Below are 25,959 nucleotides of genomic sequence, written 5' to 3' on the forward strand. Positions count from 1 at the left end.
ATGTTTTCTCCGTTTACAGTTGACCTTTCCGATCAGCTGTATTATAACTATAACGTATATACGAATAACGATCCGCAGCAGAGCTAACGCTCTCCTTTGGGCACAAAGCTTCGGCACAACAAGCCATACTATCGGCCTGGTTCACACGGCATCAGTAATGTAAAAGGAATCCTGGCTGCAGGTAGCAGCCGGGCGCAAGTGCCTTATACGGCAGATTGTCGGGTAATCAGTATTTGGGTTTCAGTTAAAAAATTATTGATTATTTGAGTGTTCGGATAGTAACTATCTTTCGTTTTCCTGGGTTTCATCTGGATTAACCATTACACTATCGCTGAGAAATTATGCTCCGAAAAAAATGTACGATAAAGATAATGAAATATTGAATTGGAATAAACAAAAACAAAATGTTCATATTCCTTTAACGAGGGATAACATTCATAACACTTCCTGTTAATTATAATACAACACCTTTTAACCGTTTACCGGAAACAGCAATATGATGTGTAACCGATTGTTTTATTATATTCAATGCTTCATCCAGCACCTCATCTTCAATAGTCAATGCAGGCAATAGTTTGAGTACTTTATCTTCTCTTCCTACACATTCAACTATCAATTGCTTTTCAAAACAGTCTTTTGCAATTTTCTTAGTTAGTAAGGGGTCCTCGAAGGAAGAAAAGTCTATGCCCCACATCATTCCAATTCCTCTGATGTGAATCCTTTCATCTATTGTTGCCAGCTTCCCGAGGAAATTGCGGATATAGGCAGATTTACGTTTTACTTCTGTTTCCAACCCGGTAGATTGTCTGAATTCCAATGCAGCTTTACCTCCTGCAAATGCCAGCTGATATCCACGGAAGGTACCATTATGTTCTCCAGGCTTCCAGATGTCCAGTTCAGGTTTTATGAGCAGCATCGCCATGGGCAGGCCATAGCCACTTAAAGATTTTGACAGGATCACGATATCCGGCGTAATACCCGCACGCTGAAAGGAAAAGAAATCACCTGACCTGCCACAGCCAATTTGGATGTCGTCACAAATGAATAGTATCTGGTGTTGTTCACAAATATGCTTCAATGCTTTCAACCACTGTGCGGATGCTACGTTTACGCCACCTTCGGCTTGCACCGTTTCAAGAATAACGGCAGCTGGTTTCTCAATACCGGAATGTGTGTCTTCCAGGATCATCTTCAGATAAGCCAGGCTGTCTGTATGCTGCGGGTGATGGCTATCATAAGGAATAAACGTCACATTATGTAGTCCTATGCCGGAAGCCTTCCGGTGATACTCATTGCTGGTAATCGCAAGACTCCCCTGCGATAATCCATGATATCCTCCCATAAAAGAAATGACATTGGAACGGCCGGTATAGTTACGCGCCAGCTTAAGCGCCGCTTCTACCGCATTGGTACCGGTAGGGCCGCAGAACTGGAATTTGTAATCGAGTGCCAATGGCTTCAACAGCAAGTCATTAAAAGCACTGATAAATTCGCTTTTGGCCACTGTAAACATATCCAGGCCTTGCATAATATAATCATGCTGCATATATTCCAGCAGCCGTGATTTAATAAAGTCATTATTATAACCATAATTCAATGCCCCTGCTCCCATCAGAAAATCAATATAAGGTTTTCCGTCCTGTGCATAGAGAAAAGCATTTTTAGCTTTATGGAATACTACCGGGTATGACCTGGAATAGCTCCGCACATTTGATTCAAATGATTCAAAAACATTAACTGTCATAAGCTTGTTTTTAATAAAAAACGGTATTGAATAAATAAATCGTGACAATGCATGGTTTGCATGACTCCCACGATGCAGGTGGAAATCATGTCTTTAGCTGCAAAAAAATGGATCGTGACCAGACGTGCTACGGATTCATGAGGGTATGGCTGTCGCCCCGCTAACTCCAGGTTAGCGCTATCTCAATGTATGCAGTTCAAAAAGGTGGAAAGAAAGGTTAAACTACAAAGAAGTTTTCATGTCACCAAAAGTATAAGTTACTAATGCGATAAAACCGCAGTTAATTTTTTTAATAATAGCATCATTAAACTAAAGTATACATATCGACGGATTGATCTATTTGTCTGTACATAAAATAAAGCCAGGATCTATTCAGTTGCTTAAATAAACATGTAGATAGAAAGGCGCCTGTTGTATGTTACATCAACATAGCAGGCGCCCTTACATTATTTCAGAAAAATTTGTTTTAAAGTGCCTGCGGTACCGCCACAGGATTTTGCGAATGAACCACCGGCAACGTTACGCCCAGGTAATTAGCATAGTTATAAAGCTGATGCTGCATACCCGCCTGTCCGAGCCAACTCTTCACACTACTATCCGGGAATTGAGGGAACAAAGGTGTTTTGAAGGTAATGTAGTTCTTTGTTGCCTGCTGATAATCACAATCCTTGAATTCTGCTGCCAGTCCCAGGAAAACTTCCTGCAGGGTTACCTTCGTATCACCGATTTTACAAGCGGCAGCAAGGGGTGCCGGTATATACGAATTGCTGGTGTCGATCAGGCCCTGCTCTGTTGGGAAAGCAGGAACTGCGTCATGGAGATTCCTGTAATGCCATGCGGAAGGAATTTTATTCTCCAGGTCCTTGACAAACTCACTGTTACCGGATGCAGGTGCTGCAAAAGTGACGAGAGATACATTATCGGTTGGCAGCTGCAGTAGCATCAATGTTCCCACATAATAAGACGCATATACTTTTGATAAATTACCACCCAGGCTATGGCCTGCAATGATCAGCTGCTTACCTTTGGCAGTCGTATTTTCAATCAAAAATTCGTGGAGGCGTTTACCATTGTCCAGTCCATTTCTCTCCAACAACATGCCGGTGAATACAATATTAACGCCGGCGCTGATGGCCGCCCCTTTTATTTCAGTAAATCCCCACGGTACCAGTACGTCATTCAGGTCTTCCAGTATCCAGTCAACAAAGATATCCCAGTCGGAGAACTCCTGGCCATTGGAAACGGAGCCACGGGTGATCAACACGTATGTGTTTCCTGTAGGATCTACCGCCACAAAGGAATAATTGGGATTTGTATAATCTCCGGTAGTCCAGACTATTTTCCAGCCGGGCACAAGCTGGCCGATGTCTTTTACCGGATTGATGTCGCCGGCAACGTTGCAGAGTTGTACCGCCAGTTCAGCCTGGTACGGATTTGTGCTGTTTTCGGTTTTCATGGTTTATGGTATTTTGAATGAGAAAATAAAATAGGGAGAAGAATTTATCAACATGACTTGTCTGGTTAATTTTGAGAATATTAAGATAGGAAAATTATTTGGATTCCAAATTAAATAATGGTCAATAAATAGACGGATAACGTAGTTCCATCTCCCACCAAACATTCTGACGTTGTGCGTTGTTGTAATTCCGACAGCGGTTTATCCGCCATCTTTTCACCTCAAAAAATATGTTATGCCTTACTCTCCATTATTAATTAAACCATTTAGAGAAGAAATTACATCCGTTGGCGTTCAGGAGCTCCTGACTCCGGAAGATGTAGACAAAGCCATGGATCAAAATGGCATTACTCTCGTTGTCATCAACAGCGTATGCGGTTGTGCAGCCGGCATGGCCCGTCCTGCTATCAGAAAGTTAATGGAAGACGAGTCTATCAAGAAACCAGACAGGGTAGTGAGTGTATTTGCCGGACAAGACCTGGAAGCTACCGCACGCTTCCGGACTTATATCGCCGACATCCCCCCTTCTTCCCCCAGCATTGCTCTTTTCAAAGATAAGGAGCTGGTTTACTTTATTCCTAAACATCGGATTGAAAGCAGGGACCACAATTCGATAGCCAGTGATCTGGCAAATGCGTTAGAAGAATTTGTAGTATCCTGACATGACTATTAACGCTTGTCTCGTAAGGGCGCCTGCTGATTAGCAGGCGCCTTTTTATTAGGGATTAATGCCCTCACAGTAACTATCTCCCACTGACGACACCTCCCCGTCGCAATTCACCCCTAAAGTTGTCGCTATCACACCGGATAAAATTCTGAAATGAATGACATCTTTGTCTTGTCAATAAAATTCAACTACAATATGAAAAATTTATTTAAATCAATACTAACAATCCTCTTCGTTATGTCAGCAGCACTCCCGTCAAACGCACAAAACATCAAACCCTCCAGCAGTGGTTATGCGCCTGTTAACGGCATCAAAGTTTATTACGAAGTATATGGCGAAGGTGCGCCTATCATTCTACTTCATGGAGCCTTCATGACCATTGGTKGCAACTGGGGGCCATTCATTCCTGAGCTGGCGAAAACAAGGAAGGTAATCGCCATTGAAATGCAGGGACACGGACATACACCGTATTCAGACCGGCCACTATCACATGCCACTTTAGCCAGTGACGTAGAAAAAGTAATGGATTACCTGAAAGTCGACAGCGCCGATGTGGTAGGATATAGTTTCGGAGGCACCATCGCTTATCAGTTCGCCATACAAAGCCCGAAACGATTAAAAAAATTAGTCATCATCTCCGCTACTTATAAAAGCAGTGGCTGGCTGCCTGAAGTAAATAATGCCTTTAAACACATGAAGCCGGCACTCTTCGCCAACTCGCCTATGCAAACCGCATACGACGCCGTAGCACCCGATAAAACAGCCTGGACAAAGTTCCTGGAACAAATGATTGCTTCCGCCGGCGTACCATTTGACTTAGGCGATGCCAATATTGCAAAAATTGCCGCCCCGGTATTGATTATATCCGGCGATAATGATGGCCTGGATAAAATTGAATTAATCAAAACATATAAATTATTAGGCGGAGCTGTTAGCGCGGATATGAGCGGAGCAATGCCTAAATCGCAGCTGGCTATTGCACCAGGCCAGGGGCATGTTACGCTGATGATGCAGACAACAACACTGCTGAATTACCTGCAGAATTTTTTAAAGTAGCAATCACCTCACCATCGGCCGGCTGGCACTGCAAAGGCGATTACCGCCAGAGAGAATACGGGGCGCCACTGCATCGGAGTGCGGATCGATGGAAATAGTCTGCCCTGGCAGGTCCATCATCCGTACCTCTTTACAGTTACCACTCCAGTCCAGGGTAAAGAATATCTTTTTTCCATCAGCAGACCACGAAGGATACCACTCCTTCACATCACTGGTTGTCAATTGCCGGATGCCACTACCATCCATATTCATCGTCCAGATATGATAGTTGCTGGTGAAGAGTATGGAACTACCGTCAGGGCTAACATCCAACTGCCCTGGCACATCCGGAAACCGGCTCACATCTGCAATACGGGAAGCACTGGTCAGTTGCGGATTGCTGAGATAAAAGCCTCCCGGCGCCGTCAGTACCAGACGGCCATCCGGCGCCCATGCATCATCTGTTGCTCCTTCAAAACCGGCCACCTGCTGACCATTACGGGTAAAGACAGCTACATACTTCCGTGGATAGGTGCTTGCAGGCTGCCAGATCACGGCTATTTTACTTTTATCCGGAGATATACGCGGCACACCGTTGACATACTGCGACACCTGAAAGGATGCCGCCACCTGGCCACCAGTACTGTAAATAGTGAAGGCCACCTGATTGGAAGAAAGACTTTCCTCATAAGTCACTATTTCGCTACCATCGCGACTGATATCGAACCGCTCCTGATGCGACATGCTGGCGATGTCCAGCAGCTGTTGCTGCTGCCCGCCGCGGAGATTCATTTTCATAAACCCCTTAAACGAAGCATAATACAACGTGCCTTGTGGCCCGCCTCCCGCAGCTCCACCACCTTTGTCTTTGGAACAAGCCACCAGCGTAACCAGTAAACATAGGTAGACAAATGAAAGAATGGTTGTTTTCATATCAGTTGCATTGAAGGGTTAACAGCCCTAAGAGCTGCCCTACAAAGGTCTGTTAACTCCCCTCCCAGGTCAATTGGTAGATGTACGGATTTTCGTCTCCCTAATTTTATGGAATTTCTGCGCCGCATGTGCACCCTCCCCGCTATATTTGTATTATTGCCCTCAATCCTGCGACCATGAAAAAATTTTCAACCACGGTCCTGCTACTTTTATGGTTAACCAGTCCTGCTGAGGGCCGGCAAGCACCCGACCAACTGCGTCGTGCCACCACAGACACCAGCCGCACCAGTGTGCTTATTCAACTGGCAGACGCCTGCTCCCGCGCGGGCGCCACAGACAGCGCACTACAATATGTACAGGAAGCCGTAACCGTCAGTCGCCGCAGCGGCAACCACCTGCATCAATCCAAAGCCACCGCTATGCAGGGCACTATCCTCATGCGCGCCAATCACCTTGATGAAGCCATCCCCCACTTTGAAGCAGCCCGGCAGCTACTGGAAAACGACACCAGTATCATCGCCCGCAGGGCAAGCGCAAAAATTTCCGGAAACCTGTCAGTGGCATTGGGCAGGAAAGGCCTCGCCGACCGCGAGCTGGCGCTGCTTACTTCACTGGTCCCCGAATTTGAAGCGCTGCATGATTCCGCAGCGCTGGCCGTATGTCTGCATAACATCTCCTCCAAACTAATTAACATCGGCCGATATGAACAGGGCTATCGTTATATGCTGCGCAACATCGCCATGGCAGAACAAAGCGGCGCCAAAGAAAATACTGCCGGTTCATATATCGACATGACATCCCTGTTGTACAAAATGGATAGCATCGCTGCGATGCCGCCCTGGCTCCATAAAGCACGCCTGTTGCTGGACCAGATGCCCGCATCGCGGCAATGGGGTACCTACKATATTTATGCCGCCATGTATGCCAGTCGCACCGGCCACTACCACTCCGCAGACTCCTTGCTGGCACAGGCCCGTACTGTCATCGACAAATCCGGTGACCGGCCCAATCTATTCAACTATTACACCGCCCTGCTACTGCAACAAAAAGCACAGCACCAGTGGAAGGCTGCACTAGCAACGGCCACCACACTCCGGCATATGGGAGAAGAAGATAAGCTCCCCTACTTTCAACTCAGCGGCCTGAAAGATATGGCCGAACTGGAAGACAAGCTGGGCCATCCTTTGCAGGCACTCTCGCTATACAAACAATACCAACCATTGAAAGATAGCTTGCAGCAGCAGGAAATGGACCTACGCATCAATGACCTCGAAGTCCGGCATCGTACACTGGAGCAGGAAAAGAAAATACTGTCACTCCAGGCCACCGGTGATGCGCGGGAAAAGAAGCTACAAGAAGCACGCAACCGGCAACTGCTCTTCGGCAGTCTGATGAGCCTCGCCTTACTCGGTATCCTTTTCTTCATTTTCTACTACCGCAACAAAAGAAAAATCATCCGGCAGGAACTGGAACGGGCCAGACAGCAACAACGCATTACGGCCTATACCTCTATGCTGGAAGGACAGGAACAGGAAAGGCTTCGGCTGGCACGTGATCTGCACGATGGCCTCGGTGGCACACTTACGGCGGTGAAGATGCAACTGGACCAGATCACCCACCAACCTTCCACGGAGGCAGTAGCTACTTCCGCACGCAGCCTGGAAAACGCCATTGCTGACCTGCGACAAATTTCGAGGAACATGATGCCGGAAACACTGCTAAAATATGGGCTGACAGAAGCGCTGAAAGATTTTTTTGAGACCGTTCGCCAGTCGGGCCCCGTGGTGCAGTTCCATCACTATGGGCTGGAACAGCTTTCCAACAACACGATACAACTGATGATTTACCGGATCATCCAGGAACTGGCCACCAATGTGGTGCGCCATGCGGCTGCTACTGAGATGCTGGTACAGGTMACCCTGGAAGATGGGCTCTTGCTCGTCACGGTAGAAGACAATGGCACCGGCTTCGACACCACCGCAGCCTATACCGGAGCAGGACTCGCCAATGTGCGGGCACGTGTGGACTACTTAAATGGTAAAACAGAGATCATCTCCCGAAAAAATACAGGAACAGTGATCAACATAGAATGCAGGTTATGATAGATATACTGATTGCAGACGACCATCCGCTGATTACAGAAGGGCTCCGCTCTTTTCTGCGGACCAAAAACGATTTCCGTATTGCCGGTACCGCTGCCAATGCAGCACAAACAATGGCAATGATACAGGATACGCCGGCATCTGTGCTGTTGCTCGATGTGAACCTACCCGACGGCAACGGCGTAGACCTTTGTGCCAACATCCGAAAAGCTGCGCCTGACCTGCGTATTCTGGGACTCAGCAATTATAGCGAAAGAAGCGTAATACTACGTATGTTCAACAACGGTGCTTCCGGATATTTACTCAAAAGCGCGCCTATGGAAGAACTGGAGAAAGCCATTCAGATTGTGGCTGCCGGTGGCATTTACTTTGGAGAAGGCGTACAACAGGTGCTGAACGGCCTGGCAGCTGATGCACTCACAGAGATGCCACCTATCACCCGTCGCGAAAAAGAAGTGCTACAGTGGCTTGCGCAGGGGCTCAGCTCTCCTCAGATCGGGGAAAAAATTTTCATCAGCGCAGTGACGGTGGATAGTCATCGTCGTAGTCTGATGCAGAAATTAAAAGTGAATAATATTGTTTCGCTGCTTAACAGGGCCCGGGAATGGGGGCTGATTTGGAACCAACACCATTGATCAAAATAAACAGGTAATTTGCACTCATCCAGGCTTTCATCTATTTTAGCCTCATAAAAGCCGACAAAAAATTAATCAAATTAAGTTTTGACGATATCTTGTTTATAAAAGGCCTGGGGAATTATGTGGCGATATTTGTCAGCAATAACAAAAGTATATCTACTATAAATCTTTAAAAGACCTTATTGAGAATTTGCCGGATAAATTTATAAGAGTTCATAATTCAAATATTGTGAATTTGAGAAATGTAGACTATATGGAAGATAATCAGTTAATTATTGGCGAACATAAAATCACCATTGCGAAAAGCTACAAGGAGTACTTATTAAATAGCATTGATAAATTGTTACCCTAAATAAGAAATGTAATTCCGAAAACATTTGATAGAAATTAAAACGTGCTAACGGCCCTTTTGGGGTTGCAGCATTATGAATCATTAAATTGCCAATCATGTGCTGGTTGAATACAGACGGCTTATAACTATATATAAAACCTATAAAAAATATTGCGTACTAAAAATACACAACTATGAAAATCAGTTCTTTTCAGGACATGCTTTTAGAATATGGCATTTCGGATCTTGACCCTGATGACAATATAGCAAGAAAGGAAATGTTATCTCAGTACAAGTACACCGTTATATTGGAAGGAGAGTTTATGGAATTCGACAATTTAGAAAAGTGGATTAAAATCAACTTCAACAAAGACTCCGTTATATCTTTATTTTATGGAAAGACAGGATATAATTACGGATTTGCAGAATACTTCTTTGAAGATCAAAACCAGGCTCTGAGCGCTACCAAGGCTATTCCCAATATTTACACCTTTTACCCCTCGTCCCATAAACCCAACCATATCTGTAGAAGTGATGGATACGGCAAAGAAGTGGAATACAGTGCAGAAGATAAGGATGCAATTAATGATTTTAGCTTTATGATAAAGTAAAAAAGGAATAATTATCGGTGACCAATATCGATTGAAGGGTTGCTGTTTTCATTAGCTAAATGGAGTGGATCATAGATGATCGGAAAAAATTTCCCTTCCATTTTGCGCCCTGTTCCTATGGGTGGTACTCCTTTTAATACTGATTCTTCAGTATCAGATACCACCCCATCGGCAAAAACATTCAATACAAATGCCCGACGGCTACGGTCCGAAAAATTTTCATAGGAACCGTGCACCAGCAATGGATGATGAAACGAAGCATATCCCTTCTTCATTTCTATCGGAACCGGATGAAATGCCTGCTTTTGCGCTTCACTCAACATTCCTTTCAAATCATCCATTTGCCCTGTTAAGACGGGCCTTTCCAACAGCCCCCAATGGTGGCTTCGCGGAACATAATGCATACAGCCATTTTCTATGGAAGCATCATCAAGGCCCACCCAACATGTTAAATGATTCATTGGAACGGTTCTCGTCCAATAGGAATAATCCTGATGCCACGCCACTACACCTCCATGTTTGGCTGGTTTGCAAAATAACTGGTCGTGCCAAAACCGGACGGCTACATTTCCCAGCAACTGACTTGCCGCCATGACAAATCTTGGGTTCCAAAGTATATCGTGAAAACCGGGCGTAATCCTCCAATGGCCCAGGGAATGAAAAATCACTGTATTAGGATCTGTCGACTCATTCGAATGAAATTCATAAAACAAATCGTGCTTGGGATGTCTCGTATCCTGAATCTCCGCCAACTCCCGATTCAGCCAATCCACCTGCCATTCCTCGAGCAATTTGACATTTGAGAGATAGCCATACTCGTTAAAATAAGACACTTGTTCGGTTGTTAGCTTGTAGGTCTCCCATTCTTCGAGGGACTTTGGCGCTGTAAATAAATCCGATACCAGATAGTTATAATCAGCAAGATCTCTAGACAAGTCCATATGTTTCGGGTTTTATTTTTAATTTTATTCAAAACGAAATTAACCTGCCCTCTTTTAAAAAGAGGCAACTATTATAACCAAATTGTATCCTATTTTGTCATTACAGAAGAAATTAGAATAATCACGTATATGAAAGCGCAGTTCGAACATATCTCACCCCCCGATGGGTATTCCATCCATGCCTTTGAATACCAGGACAAGGCATTCGATGCCCCCTGGCATGTACACCCAGAGCATGAATTAACCTACATCAAAAGCAGCAAGGGTTTAAGGTATGTTGGGAACCAGATAAATTCCTTTGACGCCGGCGATTTTATACTCCTTAAAGGGAATGTACCCCACTGCTGGATAAATCCGGATAGCCACCCTGATACGGCTCATTCAATAGTCATTCAGTGGAAAGATGACCTATTTCCGGATCTGCCGGAATTCCAACCAATTACTGAATTATTAGCGCGTGCCAGTCGTGGTATCCTATTCAACAACAGCTTGTTCGCCGGCCTGGAACAGCGACTCCTTACCATTGTTCATTCGGCTCCGCTCAACAGGTACATCTTGTTGCTGGATTTGTTGAGAGAACTATCCCAATCCCCGGCATATCAAAGCATTTGCGAACTAAGCTTCGCCGATGAGCTCAACACACAAACCAACCAGAGAATCGAAAAAATAATCAGCTATGTTAAATCCCATTATCAGGAACCTATCACCCTTTTAGAAGTATCTGCCTTGTGCAACATGAGAGAGGAATCATTCTCCAGGTTTTTTAGTCAAACAATGAAAAAGGCATTTTCTACCTATCTTACAGAATACCGTCTTACGATGGCCTGCAAACTTCTTATTGACAGTAACTTGTCTGTTTCTGAAATTGCCTATTCATGCGGGTTTGGAAGCATGGCATTCTTTCATAGAAAGTTTAAACAATATCGTCAATCATCTCCCTCCCAATACAAAAAAATGTTTTTAATCAAGACTATTCGACTAAAATAAAATGCCACAGCAGCTCATCTAAACATGATCGCGTGACTTACTTTCTTCGACGCGTGCTTACCAAACCTTTATGTCTTGTTTTCCTGTGCCTGTTATTTCAAATGGCCCGGGTGATGGATTTACGGCATTCCGCTTCTTCCCCAGAAAATCGGTGTCTATACGCAGTGCGGAACCATCCGTATTTTCAAAAGGAAGACCCGGGACAATGGCCCTTGTAAGCGTGGTGGTGGTTACAGCCGTTCTCTTCTGCGAAAGCCAATCTTTATCTGTCCAAATTTCAAGGAAAAAATCCTTCCCTTTCTCTTGCAGGAACACTTTCGAATCAAATTGGTTCCTCACCACTGCAGCTGTTTCTACGGCTGGCTGCACTTTATAACGCTTCAGCAGCTGCTTTGCATTTTCATTCATCTCCCCTTTGCTATTCTCCCCTTTCAGGCCGGTAGCCCGAACCGTACCTTTAGTATACACATTACCTTTGAAAACAACTGGCAGAAAGGCGTCGGAATACTGGCTTACATTGGCCTGTCCTACAAACAGATTATTGAGAAACTGTACATCTCCGCCGGGATTATCATGCAGATTTGCCATAAAGGTGGAATGAGGAAGCTGATACGGCGTTAATCTTCCGTCATAACTGATAGCGCCTATCCCGCCGCTGAAGAGATTATGAGCGAAGGCCACACCGCTGGAATTCAGGTAAACATTCTGTTTGGATAGCAGGATATTATTGCTCACTAAAGTAGGTCCATGACATACCTCAATAAAAATATCATTTTCATTGTCGTGCATCAGGTTTGATTTAATCTGCGCCCCCTGTGCCATCCAATCCAGCCAGAGTCCCAGGCAGCTGCGATAGATATGATTCCCCGAAATTTGTACGTCGATTGCGCCGTGAAATTTTATGGCTGCCATCTCCGCGCCGGTAAACAACTTACGTACATGGATATCATGAATACTGTTGCCGGTAATGGTACTGAATGAGCAACCCATGCTTCCTACAATACCAGCCTGCTCGCAGTAGGCAATATGATTATTCCGTACCAGGTGGCCACCAATGGTACCTTTGTTCCAACCGAAGGACAGCGCACGTTTAATAGTGCCCACGTAGCCTTCCGCTGATTCGGTATCACGATTATCAAACTCATCTCCGTACTTACCCAGCGAAATGCCTACGCATTTTGAATATTGCACCGTATTATCCTCTATGATCCAGCCTCTGCTCCAATGCGTTCCAATCAGCCCCATTTGTCCCGCGGTAGGTGGCGCCCAATTAGTGGCTGCCTGTTCCATAGTAAAACCTCTTACTGTGATGAAATTGATAAAAGGTTTATCAGGGTAGAATACAGTTTGTCTGACATTGATTTCTACCATCTCCTTATTGGGGTCCACGTCTTTGAATTGGGCACGGATGGTGGTAGTAGCACTGTCTACATCTCCCCACCACAACTGATTCTTTTTATCAGCTGCCTTCATGACCTCGTCGGCGGACGAAGCCTCCATTAACCAGTTGCCATTTAAATAAACGGCGCCTCTGTGGTATTTTCTTTCCTTTGGCGTTGGCGTGAACCAGTCGCCGCTGATGAGCGCCTTAAATGGATTGAATTCCCCGAAAAAGTTATTGGGCAGCTTCAGTTCCCAGGTATCATTGGTAAGTTTCTTCCAACCTTTGGCAATTTCTGATCCCTTTATTTCTACTTTTTCTCCTTTTGCCGCCGCGTAAGTGATTCTCTCGTTCTCTGCGTTACCACCACGCGGCGGTGCAATTTCTTCCCGGTATACGCCTCCGTGAACGGTAATAACATCGCCTGGCATCGCCACACGAGCAGCCGCCATAATTCTCTTAAATGGTTTACTAATACTACCATCATTTGAGTCGTTCCCATTTACCGCAACATGATATTCCCTGCCCTGATGACCAGCTGCCTGCTGTGCACCAGCATTCATTACAATCGCAGTCAACAACAGCACAACTATTAATCTTTTCATACTTTGCCCTATTTGGATCAAATTTTACAATACAACTTTATGTTGTTAAACTAACAATAGCGTTCTTTTAGAAAATTCATCATGTACACATTCACCATCCACTGGTCTGTGATGGGCCGTCCTGTTACCGGATCGTGAACCATATAGGGATATGGCCCAAATTCAGGTGCAATGGTCAAAATTTCATTTTCCAGCCTCTTTCTTTCAACTACTTTATCCCACCAGTACAAATGCCGGTTCAGGGCATACTCCCATTCCTTTACTCTAGGATCGGGTACCTGCGGCCCTTCCGGGTATCCTACTCTGGCATGAAGGTGATCTGTTCTTTCTGTTGCAAGCTGCATAGCTGCCTCCTGATCTTCCAGGTACGATTCCGCCACGCATACCCAATGCGAGGCATCCAATGTAATCCGGAGTTCAGGTAACTGCTCCAGGTAGGTGCGGGTGATATGAGCGGCGAATGTAAACTTATTCCGGTGCGTTTCATGCAGCACCGGTTTATTCGAAGTAGCAGCAGCGGCAATTAATTTACAATTCTGTTCAAACGAATAATAGTCCTTACCGGTTTGCGAATYTATCTTAACTGCCGGATAAGGCGCCATTTTCCGGAGCCATTCGCAATAGCGATCATAGTGGCGGGAGAAATCAGGTTCCGCAGTATCGTAGTGCTGGATGATGATTTTCATATCCAGCTTCTCCACTGCATTCCAGGCTTCATCCAACTCAGCGGTGGTACTGGTAATCGGAACACCATACTCAATGCCATCATAGCCTTCCTCTTTCGCCTTTTTACAGAATGAAGTTATAGATTGTGCTTCACTTCCCCATCTTGGACAATAAAATTCAACCGGTTTCATCATTTACAAATCATTTGTTTTGATTCTTAAAATTTCGGGTCGTAAATATGGTTGATTGGCATCTATGATGCCTTTCCAGGCATATGGATCTTCACCCGCCACAAGAATGATATCCCTGAGATCTTCTGTTGACGCCAACTTTCCATCCTGATCCCAGGGCAACATTGATTCTGCACTCATATAATGGTTTACCAAAGCAGTACGAAAACAATCCGTTGTCTTATTCCTCTGTGAGCTGTGCAAAGTGTACCCATTAAAAAAAACGACTGCACCACTACTGACTTCCACAGGTATCATTTGATCACTATATGCCGACACATCCACCGTATCTACATCTGCATATTCATGGTTGTCATTTTTCACACGCTGCATAATGAAGCCTGGTCTTCCGGGAACAATCCACAGGCAACCGTTTTCTATGGTGGCATCATCAATGGCTATCCATGCTCCTACCAGCGACTTGTCGCGGGTGGGAATATAGTATTCATCCTGGTGCCAGGATTGTCCTGCTTTTCCCGGCCCTTTCACAAACAACATGGATTGCATGCATTTCAGATTAGGGCTGACGATGTTGGACAGAATACCGATGATTCGCTCATGAAACAAACTATCGCGTATAACGCTTGAAATCTTGTGTGGAAAATGAATCGCGACATATTTTTTTAAAATATCCTCTCCACTTTCCGCTTCATCTACGGCCATCAGTCCCTCTACATGCCCGCGTTCACCACGGAAAATAGCCATCGTCTCCTTTCGCAATGCGTCAATTTCTTCTGCAAACAGCAAGGCATCCGCCACCAGGAAGCCGTAAGTTGCATAGAATGCAATATTTTCCTGGCTTACCTTGCCGCCGTTCACCATTGCATGATCCCTATTCATAGTTTGAATTATTTTTGAGTAAACATAGTCCCGATATCCTCTAGTGTACGCCCTTTGGTCTCCTTCACCCGGAGAAACATAAAAATAAAGGCACACACACATAAAACAGCATAGCAAAACATCGTGTAAGATGTTCCCAGATGCTTCGTCATAATGGGAAAGGTGAGTGTAACCAGAAAGTCCGCCAACCATAAAGCCAGCGTAGCAACAGATAGTGCCAGCCCCCGGATTAAATTGGGGAATATTTCTGCCAGGTAAACCCATACCACTGCGCCCAACGTACAGCCAAAAGATGCCACATACAATAACATGAACACCAGTACAATGTAATGATCAAAATACCGGTACTGAAAACACAGACCTATAGCCGCGAGTGAAATCCCCATCAGCAATGCACCTATCAGGAGCAGCTTTTTCCGCCCTATCCTATCTACAAGCCCGATAGCAACAAAAGTTGCCAGAATGTTGACAATGCCAATAATGATTGTTTGCATTAATGAAGAAGAACTATTCAGTCCCGTTTCTTTAAAAATTACAGGCGCGTAGTAAATGATAGAATTGATACCGGTCACCTGTTGAAAAACGGCAACAAGAATACCTACAAACAATACCTGTCTATAGTTGCTGCTGAATAATTGTTTTAACGTAGCACGATTGTCGGCCCCAAAACTTTTGCTGATTAACTCCACCTCCGCTTCCACTAACCCGGCAGCGGATACTTTATTTAAGACCCCTATAGCCTCCTCCCTCCTTCCCTGCATAATCAACCACCGGGGAGTTTCAGGAACCAGGAATAACATCAGAAAAAACAGCAATGCAGGAGCAGCTTGAGAGGCGAACATCCATCTCCAGTTATCGGCACCCATTCCATCAAAAATATAGTTGGAAAAATATGCGATCAATATTCCAAATACGATGGCAAGCTGATAACATGCCACCAGACGGCCTCTCCAGCTTGCCGGAGCCATTTCAGCAATGTACATGGGCGATACCATAGCGGCCGCGCCTACACCAATACCACCGATCAGACGAAAAATGATGAACATAAACAGACTGGTAGACAAGCCCGCGCCAATACCGGAAATGGCAAACAATATTGAACATACGATGAGCGTATATCGGCGGCCATACTGATCTGCCAGCTTGCCCGCCACCATGGCTCCGGCGGCGCAACCTATCAATACAGCGCCAACAGCCCATCCCAGCCAATACTCATCCAATGAAAAATAAGAAGTGATATAGGGTATTGCTCCGGATATGATCGCCGTATCAAAGCCAAACAAGAGACCACCGAGTGCCGCCACTATACTTACCAGGAGAACGAATCGAATATTGACTTTTCCGTGGGTCATCTCATTTCCTGTTACAGCCATATCACTATCCCGGGCGGCACTGTTTGTTACTAAATTTTCCATAACGTAATTTATAGAGACATAGGCGCCCTTATTAAAACCTAATATCCTGTATGCGATAAACGTGAAACTATCTGTACGGCAAATTATGAAACACAATCCCGCCAACGCATGTCATAATGCGAATAAAAACTGTCATTTTGCGCACAGCCGAATATAGCGATATATTCTGCTTACCTGAATTGATTGCGGTAGTCCCTTGGGGTTAGTCCTACGTGCTGCCTGAAGTACCTGGTAATATTGTCGGAGTTATTGAAATTCATATCAACAGCAATTTGTTGAATAGTAAGATCAGAATTTTCCAGTAGGAACTTAATTCTCATGATCCTCACTTTCCTGATTTCATCAAGGATAGAGGATTTTAGAAACTGTTGAAACTTCTTCTCCAGCCCGCGTCGGGAGAGCGTCGTTACCTTAACTACGTCCTCAACTGATATATCATTTGAAGGAGCAGTAGTGGCAATATAATGAAGGGCATTGCGGGTCTGTTCATCTTCTATTGCCAACCCGCTGGTAGAATTCCTGGTAATCACCGTTGCTCCACCCACAATAATATCGCCTGCAGGTTTCTCGCCGTATTCCATCCACCGGCTAAGCGCCATAGCCGCTTCAAACCCTGCCTGGCGCACATGATGCTCAATACTGGACAGCGTTGGATTGGCCATATCGCAAATGAGCACATCATTATCCACCCCCAGTACTGATAATTCATCCGGCACTTTAAAATCCAGTTCTTTTGCTGCCGCCAGCAGGTGGATATTCAATTCATCAGCAACAGAAAATACAGCACATGGCTTCTCCAGCAATGGTAGCCACTCCGTTAACTTAGCGGACAAGTCCTCCCACAAAGAAGCCTTGCTGTCAAAAATATGCGACTGCACATTATATCCGGCTTCGCTGACCCGGTTAACAAATGCCGCCTCCCTTTCCGAAGACCATTGAAAGTTCTTAAATCCAAAAAAGGCATAGTTCCGGAAGCCCTTTGATATAAAATATTCAGCAGCCACATTGCCTATTACACAATGGTGCCCCCATAAATTTACTTTGTTCTTATACAAGGTAGTATGAGGAGCGATGATTAATGAAACATCCAGGTCGAGTAGCTTCTCAAACCCATCAATCTCTCTGGTGATAACGCCATCAGGTTTCCAGGCAATTACCCGTTCTATCAATGCAGCCTGATCGTTATGCTGAATATATTTAGGTGTAAAGGGGAAGAAAATAAATTTATCGTGAATCTTGTTAAAATGAGTAACACCGGCTAACATGTCCCGGTCATAAGCCCGGGAAACATCAGCCAATACAGCTACTTTCAGTTTCTTCTTCACGATTTGAGTGATTGCTATTTAATGATGGAAGTTTCGGTAAATTATACAAAATCTCAAAGAAACAGTGCTCCTCAAAGTAGGAGATATTATTCTTTTAACCTTATCCTAGTGCCCCCAATTGTTGCAAATAATCATTACCGTCAATATTCCCGATCGTAAATTCATGTTCCAACAGCTTGATCTTTTCTGTCTTGGTATAAGGCCGGTCATAGATGGCAGACAATACATTATCTTCATCCGTTATAGGGTCGAAAATATGCTTTAAATCACGATACGCATTATAATATCTAACCCCGAATATCCTTTGCGACACGGCATTGAAATGGATACCGTCAGGATTTGCAGTAAGTCCCTGCGCCGTTACAAAATAACAATTTGAATGAGACTCCGCAAAGTGTTTCAATGCCTGGTTAACCAAAGGATACGCGGCAAAATACTTCCCAAATAGTCCGTTTGATAAGTAATCGCCTAAACCGCCAATGATAAGAGGAACTTCCTGAATATTTAATTCTTGTCGTAGTGCACTGATAATTACAGACAGTTTTTCAGCATATTCTTTTGCCTTGTCAGGAGAGCAGTCACTTTCTCCCTGATGCCATAAGATACCTTTGAGTTCACTTGTTCGCTGGGCAAGCCTGGCTTGAGACAGCGCATTCTCAAAGAGTGCGCCTCCAACAGCCCAGTCATCCAGGCTACTTCCTCCTTCAGCACACGGAATCAGTCCAATATCATCTTGTGCATGATCCAGCCTCCATAAAGCCGCAAATGAGGCGGCCAGCCCTACGCCCGAACCCGGACGGTCAATATTGATAGGTTCGTGCATATTTTGCCATAATCCATTTCTCTGCATTTTAATATGCTCATCATAGATCACCGGAACATCTTTCGCATAACCCCGACCGGCCATATTTGACTGACCAATCATTAAAAAGGAATGTATCATTCTTATAACTTTATTTTATACCTATGCTTTTACGGAATGAATACCAGCATACAACCGTGATGGCTAATATACTTCATCCGTTTTCTCCGATTTAGGCTTTTCAGTCACCGAATTAAACTCCTGAAACCCCTCATAGGCATCAACAATAGTGAGTTTCGCCCGAATGAGGAAGCCACCAGGAAGTGTTGAGCATTTCACGAAGTATGCTTTTCCTGGCTGGATGTTTATGGATACCTCATCCCGGGACTCTGTCCGCACAGATATTTTGGCAGGACCTGTTTTGTTAACTTTAATAAGATATCTGGAACTATTTCTCATCCGGCATATTACTGAATCATCCAACAATACATTGTACGAAATGCCCCCTCCCATATCCGGACGATATAGGTATAATAAAGCGTAGGTAGCGGTGTCAGGAAGGGCTACGCGCATAGTTGAATCGAAAGCCTTGATTCTGGCAGCCCTCACGCCGGGAATATCAGGATGGTAATAAGTCTCCCCCAACAAGCGGTAGCAGGTACTGAATCCATCAGGAGACTTCAGTTCCGTGATCTTAATGATGTTGCCACCCGCCTTTATGGCCTGGGCTTTTGCCTGCTCCAAGGTTTGCTCATAACMACAGTTGATTTTAAAACCGCCATCGGTTACTTTTATCTTACCCACTTTCCTGGCACCGTCCGGCACCACATCGCCTTTTAAGATCATTAATACATCTGTAGTATCTGAGAAGGTGCGGGCACTAACTTGCATGAATAAGCTGAGCAAGAACAGCGATACTGCTACTGATTTTGAATATAGTTTCATTTGTATAGATGTTGAACTGGCGCAAATAGCAGTGATCCCAAATAAATATTTGTCGATGCTTTTACTTGCGCAAAAGTAAGCGACTTTTAGTTGATTTTATAGAGAATAGATAACTTGCATTAATCTTTATATATTAAATATAAATACATTTCATTTAAAAAATCCTACGTGAAATCCACGAAAAAAATCAACTGAAGTATTTTTTTTCTTATCTTTTGTTTTTAGTCACCCTATTTGGGGTTTGCTTGTCGTAGCATATAAAATATACAACCAATAAAATACATCTGTTTTTTTCAGAGATCCCCCCCTTTGTAATAGCGCACGAGATGCATTTTACCGGATACTTACTTAGATCTTCCATACGTAAATAAAACTCCATGAAACTCAAATCAGCCATTATTCTCGTTGTTGCAATCTTTCTTTGTGTTCAATGTAAAAAAGACAAACCAAATTCCGACACCGATAAGCCTCCTCAGGCAACAGGAACAATTAGCGGAAACATTGTGCTTCCAGCTGATATTAATCTGGATATTAATTCCCTAACCGTAAATACATCGAATGCTGTAACCAAAGTAAACAGCAGCCAATACAATATAGTTGTTGACACAGCGGCAATGTCTAGTTCAATAGTAACGGATAATGCCGGACATGCGTTGTTAATGGGTTATAACAACCCTGCCAGCAGCGATAAAACGATCAACATAACAACTACAGCGCTGGCATTGGTAATGAATACCCCCGTGATGCTTTTTCTTTCCGAAGACGGCAAAAAGCAGGTGATTCCGCAAGTGCTGCGCAGCGCCCACTTTGCGAACCTTGTTGCGGATGTTAAAAGTAATCTTGCTGCGCGTACCGATTTGTTTGAAAACAGCAATGAACAGCTCTATACAGACCTTGGAAAAACCTTGCAGGATTTAACGCCTGCCAACTTCAATCCCGATTCACTAAAAGCATCGAACGTCAAAACTGCCTTCAGCAACCCTATTGAATTCTCCCAATCCGGCAAGGACCTCACATTCGGCAATAAAGGCAAAACCTGCTATAATACTGCTGTCGGCATTTATAAAGATAATGAGCGCATTTATCATAGTATAGTGGCCGGCATTCCTCTTTTTCCTGGTTCCATCGGGGACGTCATCAACGGTACCGGATTCGTATTTCAAAAATCTTCCAGTACTACTTATACGCTTCCAGGAGATGGAACATACTCCGTTAGAATAAGCACTGGATTAGTTGGCAAGTCCGACGGAAGCCCGGAATACAGGACTGCATTGACGCAAAATATCTTCAGTATTTCCGCCATGACCATGAAAAGCTTCTTACCCAAAATAAATGGGCTTGAAGCGGGGAAGTCGGCCTGCTTTATTAATGTCGTGAATGATATTGTTTCTGCTATTGACGATATCAAAGGCATAACCGTTCGGACAGCATTTCTGACAGCAATGACAATGACCCTTGATAAGTCACATGATATCGTGCTTTGTACTACAGGCAGCAGTGATGCTTTTAATAATCTTTTTGTTGGAAAAATAAAAACCTTTATTGGGCGATTAAATGCGGCCTTCTTCCTGGCCAATATATCTGACCTCTCGCTATTTGGTATACAGTGGGCCGCTGCTACCCCATCGGTGAATCTCTGTTACCAGGTAACCGGCAACGATGTGACCAGCTGTGACTATACCGACGCGTATTTTGTGAATTTTACCGTAGACGGAGTTAAGCATATGATAAATAAAAACATCCTTCCTAACCTGGTAATATTCGATGGAAGAAGTTACGGAATCGGGGTCTATGCTCGTTTAAGCAATGACCAAACAGAAGATGATTCGAAAAAGGGAATCTCCGTAGCGTTAACTACCGATTCCGTGAGGAAGATTGGTAAAGTATATGATTTTATTCCTAATGAAAATAATACGGATTATGCCAATATCTCCTATAAAGACGGTACTACCACCTATTCGAGCGATTACATTTTTACCGGAAGACAAGGAAGCGTAAAAGTCACAGATATTGCACCTACTTATTTCAAAGGAACATTTTCGGGAAAACTGTTTAATGAGACAGGGAATAAATCCGTTACAATTACTAATGGGGAATTTTTCGGTGGATTGTCTTTTACGACGCCTTATCCGCAGCAATAGGCGTTGTCAGTTTCACGTGGATGGATGGCAGAATAGATGGAGCTCAATGTAAAGAAAGTGAAGGGCTTTAGAGGGATCGATGAAAGAAGTACCATCGCAGCTTGTGTGGTGGGCGCGGCATAAATATGATAGTTGCAGGTGAAGCATTACATGGAGAAAGGTTATGGTAATTTAAGTATTGCTGGTGTAACCTTTTATGTTACCATTCACCTTGATTTTGAGTGATAAACCTTTGGAGTCCAAAAACAGAAAAGCCGCTTAAATCGTACGATTTAAGCGGCTTTAATTTTCTTTGATATTCTTTGTTGTGACCCCTTGAAACTATATCAAAATCTCTACCAAAAGCACGTTTAACGGGGTTAAAAGCTACCGTGTCCGAATTTGTATCCCTATGGATTAGATTAGCTTATTTTATATCCAAAAACATAATAAAGGCGATCGACTGTGCAGAGCTAAAAAAACATAGTTCCAAAATGCTGAATTAAACATATTTTTTTAACTATATATTGAATCAAAACATAGTAACTTATTAGGTTACCAATTTTGCATTTATTCTTATATTGAGCATTAACCCATAAAAGAATATGACAACTAATAACCTTATTCAAAAGGCAATAGAAGAAATCGAAAATAGAGAATTTGGTACCACGAAACAGCTCTTGGAAATTMACGATGTCACTTATGAAGGTAATAAACCCAAGGTGGAAAAAATAGAGATTGACGACGAAAAAGGTACGGCCATAGTATACTTCCCAATAACTGCTCAAAAATTTCATCTAGCTATCTATCTCAAAATAAAACCAGAAATTTCAGTCAATTGGGTAGAAATTGAGCCGAATTATTCCGTTTATTTCAGAGCAACCTCTGAAGTTCTTGACTACAGAGAACTCTGTGTAATGACAACATTGACGCCATCTAATGGCTGGAATAAAGGTGATAAAAGAAAGCTTGGAGGGCTTTCATATAAATTCAGTTGCATGGAACTTCTTGTTAATGACAATCCTAATACGTTTGAAACTAAATTAAAAACCTTGTTGGACCTTTTAGAACAGGATAAAGAAGGAATCATCAATCTAGGAAACAATGCAAATGGACATATCCAAGTAATTATTAACTTTCATAACGGTAATACGATGCTTGGTGGTCCAATGATTGATAAAAATACCATAAAGCGTATAAGTGCCTTAAATCTCGAAATTGATTTCGATTTATATGCAGAGGGCAACTTTTTTAAATAGGTGTCCGAAGAGGACTATTATTCCTCAACAAGACATCCTGATAGGATAAGGCTTTGTAAATGTGACCATTTAACATTGGGAGCAACCTTTCTCAGACGCTATCTATCTTTCACGGAAGGAAATAAACCAGATATACAATAATGATCTGACGAATTACTCTTCCCTCCTGCCCCCTATGGGCTATTTTTAAATAAGCTAACGAGATTTCCGACTTCAGGGGGAAAGAGCAAAAAAACAGGTTTTGGTACAACCTGTTTTTTGCAAAATTCAATCAAACAAGAAATTCCAAAACCAATTATGACACAATCGAACATCAAGCGAATTTCAGAGATGTGTGGAAGTATTATCAAATGACATCCACATATTTTCATCTTATCAGGACAACTTACCCCCCAAAAACAACTTAATAAAGAACCTAATCAATTTTGTATTTCAGCAGAAAAATATTAAATTACTCTTGTCCGGTTTAGTTGACAATTAAGTATATTCAAAATAGCTCATGTTTAGTACATCTCTTGTTGACATTCCAAACTCTTCAGATCTCCTTCTTTTCCTTGATAGAATTTCTGATAATGAAGGAAAGACGATCAGCATAATACCTTTTGGCAGTGTAAATAATATAGATACCCTATTTACCAACGGTCATTATCCAAATAGAATTATAAAAAAAATAAAACAACAAGAAAACCTAAGCATATTTGAATTAGAGTCATTTGACAGAAGTACTGGCATATTAAAAAGCAAAGGAACCTTCGCCTTACTTAAACTACCACAGTACAAGTTTACTTATCTTATCATTACAATAGAGGAAAGTGAGTTTTTCCATAAAAACCTGAAACCATTTATAAGATCCTTCTATAGCGAAATAATTTTCCCGTTTATTAATAGTACTGACTTAATAAAACTAATAGATGACTACAAAATCTATAGCGCGTCAACCGATATTAAGATAAAACGTGYATCCCAAAGGATAAGGTACCATGAAGAGAGAACTATGTCCACCGTAACATGGAACAATTCAAGCCTGGAAGATGCCTATGATTGGTTGCAGGAAAATAATGGCTGGTTTAAATCAATTCAGTTTCAAGCATCTCGAAATAGAAATGTCGTATCTACAACATTTGTAGATAGAAGAGGCACAATAAGGACTGAGAAGAATTTCATAAGAGTATATGAAAAGCTTATTGCTCCAAGCTGTAGCTTAATTGAGACATATATTAATCTTTTCCAAAACCGAGCAAGGAGAGACAATCAAACACTAGATATTCGTCCATTGAAAATAGAATATTCAACAAATGTGTTTAGCGAAAAAGAAAGCAATATAAAATTTATTCAATCCTTGAATACGATGGCTAATGCTTCTATTTCTACACTCCATGGCAATCCTTACATACATTTAACAATAATAGATTATATGGATGCCAGCTCATTTGACTTGTGGGTATTAAGCCACAATGAGATACTGATAACTCCTCAATTAAGATGCTCTATTATTAGCTTAAAACGTTTGATCACTCATATTTTTGACAATTACGCAGAGGGAAAGATAGTTAACTATGAAAGCAAAAACTAAAGAAGAAGTAATACAAGACATAAAAAATAAAAATGATGAATATCTTACAACTGTCTACGCAATAATTTTCTTTTTGAATACTTACCGATTTGAATTGAACAAAGAAGGCGAAGAACTAGTAGTATTTCAAGGAAGGAAATTATTCTCTGACTTAGAGAAGAAAACATTCGTCACACCTGATTTGKGCATAGTAATTTCTGATAAAGTTGGCCTCTTAGGTGAAGTTAAGTACAGCTTTCCCTCAAATCAAGAACATTGGAGTTCCATTTTCAATCAAATAAAAAAGTATGACTCCATAGTAAATGGCTGGCCATCAAAAGAAGACAAAGTGGATAGCTATGATATCGTTTTACTTGTCCATCAATCTCGATCGAGGAAAGTAGTGGATTACTATTTAAATTCATTATCTGATGACGAGAAACTGACCAAATCATTTGCTATTATTGAATTCAATCGCTCAAGCCAGGGCAAAGAATACTTTCATTTCAGAATTGAGCACGGAAAACTGAGCCAAAGTACTTTAAACTCCAAAATGTATGACGGCGTGCAAATCCCCTTTGAGAGCTGCCTTTCAGAATATTCAAAAATAAAATATGTGATGTCGAACCTCATTTGTCATTCCTATTGTATTTAATTTATGAGTGCATGATTGACAAATCATGTGGAGAAGGTACCTACAAAAAACTTTCAAAAAAGACAAAAATAAATATCAATTCTTCTGTAACAGAGGTTACGCACATGCTTCGTAGTACCTATTCTTTTAAATGTATACAGTCCCCCCTTTACACATCAGGCCAACCAGAATTCCCGAAGAAAGATTKGATAAGAAACGCGATAGGAAAATTGGTGGAAATAGGAGATGCAACCTGGACCAATAAACCACAAGGTGATTTCTGCTATACATTAACATCTAAAGAAATAAATGTGCTAGACTACTATATTGAGAAATGTATTGAAGAAAATGTTACACAAATGGACCTATTTAGTCAATAAATTAACTCTACTACTAAACCAAACTAGAATTAATTTTACTTCCCACTACATTATTTTTTTTCATATTAATAGACTCTAAGTAACTAAAACTATGCATATGGATACTTGTTTTCTGATTCAACCTTTCTTTCTTCATAGAATTACCACCTCTAAAGAATATTCCGAATACAACAATGAAGAATATGTGACTTTTAGGTTAAGCCCCAAAGGTGATGTAAGCTTCCCTTAAAACTAGGCCACTAGGGATTAGAGATTTTGGCTTCGAGCTGCTTTTGGGCATACTTTACAGGCGACAGATATCCGAGTGACTTATGAGGTCTCTCCATATTGTAATCCTGTTGCCATTCCTCAGCCATAAAC

Annotated in this window: 23 protein-coding genes; 11 read left to right on the forward strand and 12 right to left on the reverse strand. The window is 42.7% G+C overall.

Annotation, left to right across the window (positions count from 1 at the left end; translation table 11 throughout):
* Nucleotides 1–454: 454 nt before the first annotated feature.
* Both ectB and AC1DFM_RS18005 read right to left on the reverse strand, forming a co-directional pair.
* Nucleotides 455–1,744, reverse strand: coding sequence for a diaminobutyrate--2-oxoglutarate transaminase (ectB, locus tag AC1DFM_RS18000; RefSeq protein WP_477078128.1), 1,290 nt, complete (start codon nucleotides 1,742–1,744; stop codon nucleotides 455–457).
* Nucleotides 1,745–2,210: 466 nt separating this feature from the next.
* A complete protein-coding gene (locus AC1DFM_RS18005; protein ID WP_477078129.1) occupies nucleotides 2,211–3,200 on the reverse strand; it encodes a lipase family protein in 990 nt (329 codons plus the stop codon).
* A 235-nt stretch (nucleotides 3,201–3,435) separates the two neighbouring features.
* Between AC1DFM_RS18005 and AC1DFM_RS18010 the strand changes: the two genes are divergently transcribed.
* A complete protein-coding gene (locus AC1DFM_RS18010; protein ID WP_477078130.1) occupies nucleotides 3,436–3,861 on the forward strand; it encodes a BrxA/BrxB family bacilliredoxin in 426 nt (141 codons plus the stop codon).
* 243 nt (nucleotides 3,862–4,104) lie between these two features.
* A complete protein-coding gene (locus AC1DFM_RS18015) occupies nucleotides 4,105–4,923 on the forward strand; it encodes an alpha/beta fold hydrolase (RefSeq protein ID WP_477078131.1) in 819 nt (272 codons plus the stop codon).
* A gap of 3 nt (nucleotides 4,924–4,926) precedes the next feature.
* Here AC1DFM_RS18015 and AC1DFM_RS18020 read toward each other — a convergent pair whose 3' ends face one another.
* The gene (locus AC1DFM_RS18020) at nucleotides 4,927–5,835 is read right to left on the reverse strand and encodes a hypothetical protein (protein WP_477078132.1); all 909 of its coding nucleotides are present in this window, start codon (nucleotides 5,833–5,835) and stop codon (nucleotides 4,927–4,929) included.
* A gap of 176 nt (nucleotides 5,836–6,011) precedes the next feature.
* Here AC1DFM_RS18020 and AC1DFM_RS18025 point away from each other — a divergent pair, with 176 nt between their 5' ends.
* The 4 genes from AC1DFM_RS18025 to AC1DFM_RS18040 all read left to right on the forward strand — a co-directional run bounded on the left by AC1DFM_RS18025 (nucleotide 6,012) and on the right by AC1DFM_RS18040 (nucleotide 9,517).
* On the forward strand, nucleotides 6,012–7,937 hold the full coding sequence (locus AC1DFM_RS18025; RefSeq protein WP_477078133.1) for an ATP-binding protein: 1,926 nt from the start codon (nucleotides 6,012–6,014) through the stop codon (nucleotides 7,935–7,937).
* Entirely contained in the window at nucleotides 7,934–8,572 is a 639-nt protein-coding gene (locus AC1DFM_RS18030) for a response regulator (protein WP_477078134.1), read from the forward strand. The genes AC1DFM_RS18025 and AC1DFM_RS18030 overlap by 4 nt, the downstream gene beginning before the upstream one ends.
* Nucleotides 8,573–8,729: 157 nt before the next feature.
* The gene (locus tag AC1DFM_RS18035; protein WP_477078151.1) at nucleotides 8,730–8,927 is read left to right on the forward strand and encodes a LytTR family transcriptional regulator DNA-binding domain-containing protein; all 198 of its coding nucleotides are present in this window, start codon (nucleotides 8,730–8,732) and stop codon (nucleotides 8,925–8,927) included.
* 173 nt (nucleotides 8,928–9,100) lie between these two features.
* Entirely contained in the window at nucleotides 9,101–9,517 is a 417-nt protein-coding gene (locus AC1DFM_RS18040; RefSeq protein ID WP_477078135.1) for a hypothetical protein, read from the forward strand.
* A gap of 11 nt (nucleotides 9,518–9,528) precedes the next feature.
* Here AC1DFM_RS18040 and AC1DFM_RS18045 read toward each other — a convergent pair whose 3' ends face one another.
* Nucleotides 9,529–10,458 carry a phytanoyl-CoA dioxygenase family protein gene (locus tag AC1DFM_RS18045; protein WP_477078136.1) on the reverse strand — a complete coding sequence of 310 codons (930 nt, stop codon included), beginning with the start codon at nucleotides 10,456–10,458 and terminating at the stop codon, nucleotides 9,529–9,531.
* A gap of 129 nt (nucleotides 10,459–10,587) precedes the next feature.
* Here AC1DFM_RS18045 and AC1DFM_RS18050 point away from each other — a divergent pair, with 129 nt between their 5' ends.
* Entirely contained in the window at nucleotides 10,588–11,445 is an 858-nt protein-coding gene (locus AC1DFM_RS18050) for an AraC family transcriptional regulator (protein ID WP_477078137.1), read from the forward strand.
* A gap of 57 nt (nucleotides 11,446–11,502) precedes the next feature.
* Here AC1DFM_RS18050 and AC1DFM_RS18055 read toward each other — a convergent pair whose 3' ends face one another.
* The 7 genes from AC1DFM_RS18055 to AC1DFM_RS18085 all read right to left on the reverse strand — a co-directional run bounded on the left by AC1DFM_RS18055 (nucleotide 11,503) and on the right by AC1DFM_RS18085 (nucleotide 19,654).
* Nucleotides 11,503–13,431 (reverse strand): right-handed parallel beta-helix repeat-containing protein, encoded by a 1,929-nt coding sequence (locus AC1DFM_RS18055; protein ID WP_477078138.1) that lies wholly within the window; start codon nucleotides 13,429–13,431, stop codon nucleotides 11,503–11,505.
* Nucleotides 13,432–13,481: 50 nt separating this feature from the next.
* On the reverse strand, nucleotides 13,482–14,291 hold the full coding sequence (locus AC1DFM_RS18060; RefSeq protein ID WP_477078139.1) for a sugar phosphate isomerase/epimerase: 810 nt from the start codon (nucleotides 14,289–14,291) through the stop codon (nucleotides 13,482–13,484).
* A complete protein-coding gene (locus AC1DFM_RS18065) occupies nucleotides 14,292–15,167 on the reverse strand; it encodes a phytanoyl-CoA dioxygenase family protein (protein WP_477078140.1) in 876 nt (291 codons plus the stop codon). It lies immediately after the preceding gene.
* Between the two features lie 8 nt (nucleotides 15,168–15,175).
* A complete protein-coding gene (locus AC1DFM_RS18070; protein WP_477078141.1) occupies nucleotides 15,176–16,582 on the reverse strand; it encodes a sugar porter family MFS transporter in 1,407 nt (468 codons plus the stop codon).
* Between the two features lie 170 nt (nucleotides 16,583–16,752).
* The gene (locus AC1DFM_RS18075; RefSeq protein ID WP_477078142.1) at nucleotides 16,753–17,907 is read right to left on the reverse strand and encodes an AraC family transcriptional regulator; all 1,155 of its coding nucleotides are present in this window, start codon (nucleotides 17,905–17,907) and stop codon (nucleotides 16,753–16,755) included.
* A gap of 100 nt (nucleotides 17,908–18,007) precedes the next feature.
* The gene (locus tag AC1DFM_RS18080) at nucleotides 18,008–18,850 is read right to left on the reverse strand and encodes a sialate O-acetylesterase (protein WP_477078143.1); all 843 of its coding nucleotides are present in this window, start codon (nucleotides 18,848–18,850) and stop codon (nucleotides 18,008–18,010) included.
* Nucleotides 18,851–18,913: 63 nt separating this feature from the next.
* The gene (locus tag AC1DFM_RS18085; RefSeq protein WP_477078144.1) at nucleotides 18,914–19,654 is read right to left on the reverse strand and encodes a hypothetical protein; all 741 of its coding nucleotides are present in this window, start codon (nucleotides 19,652–19,654) and stop codon (nucleotides 18,914–18,916) included.
* Nucleotides 19,655–20,268: 614 nt separating this feature from the next.
* Between AC1DFM_RS18085 and AC1DFM_RS18090 the strand changes: the two genes are divergently transcribed.
* From AC1DFM_RS18090 to AC1DFM_RS18105, 4 genes are all read left to right on the forward strand, one after another.
* Entirely contained in the window at nucleotides 20,269–21,795 is a 1,527-nt protein-coding gene (locus AC1DFM_RS18090) for a hypothetical protein (protein WP_477078145.1), read from the forward strand.
* Between the two features lie 584 nt (nucleotides 21,796–22,379).
* Nucleotides 22,380–23,033 carry a DUF4279 domain-containing protein gene (locus tag AC1DFM_RS18095; protein ID WP_477078146.1) on the forward strand — a complete coding sequence of 218 codons (654 nt, stop codon included), beginning with the start codon at nucleotides 22,380–22,382 and terminating at the stop codon, nucleotides 23,031–23,033.
* Between the two features lie 499 nt (nucleotides 23,034–23,532).
* Nucleotides 23,533–24,606, forward strand: a complete 1,074-nt coding sequence (locus tag AC1DFM_RS18100; RefSeq protein ID WP_477078147.1) for a hypothetical protein — start codon at nucleotides 23,533–23,535, stop codon at nucleotides 24,604–24,606.
* Entirely contained in the window at nucleotides 24,590–25,240 is a 651-nt protein-coding gene (locus AC1DFM_RS18105; protein ID WP_477078148.1) for a hypothetical protein, read from the forward strand. The genes AC1DFM_RS18100 and AC1DFM_RS18105 overlap by 17 nt, the downstream gene beginning before the upstream one ends.
* A gap of 598 nt (nucleotides 25,241–25,838) precedes the next feature.
* Here the strand turns inward: AC1DFM_RS18105 and AC1DFM_RS18110 are convergent.
* Nucleotides 25,839–25,955, reverse strand: a complete 117-nt coding sequence (locus AC1DFM_RS18110; RefSeq protein WP_477078152.1) for an integrase core domain-containing protein — start codon at nucleotides 25,953–25,955, stop codon at nucleotides 25,839–25,841.
* Between the last annotated feature and the right edge of the window lie 4 nt (nucleotides 25,956–25,959).

Source organism: Chitinophaga sp. 05T412, from assembly GCF_056396465.1.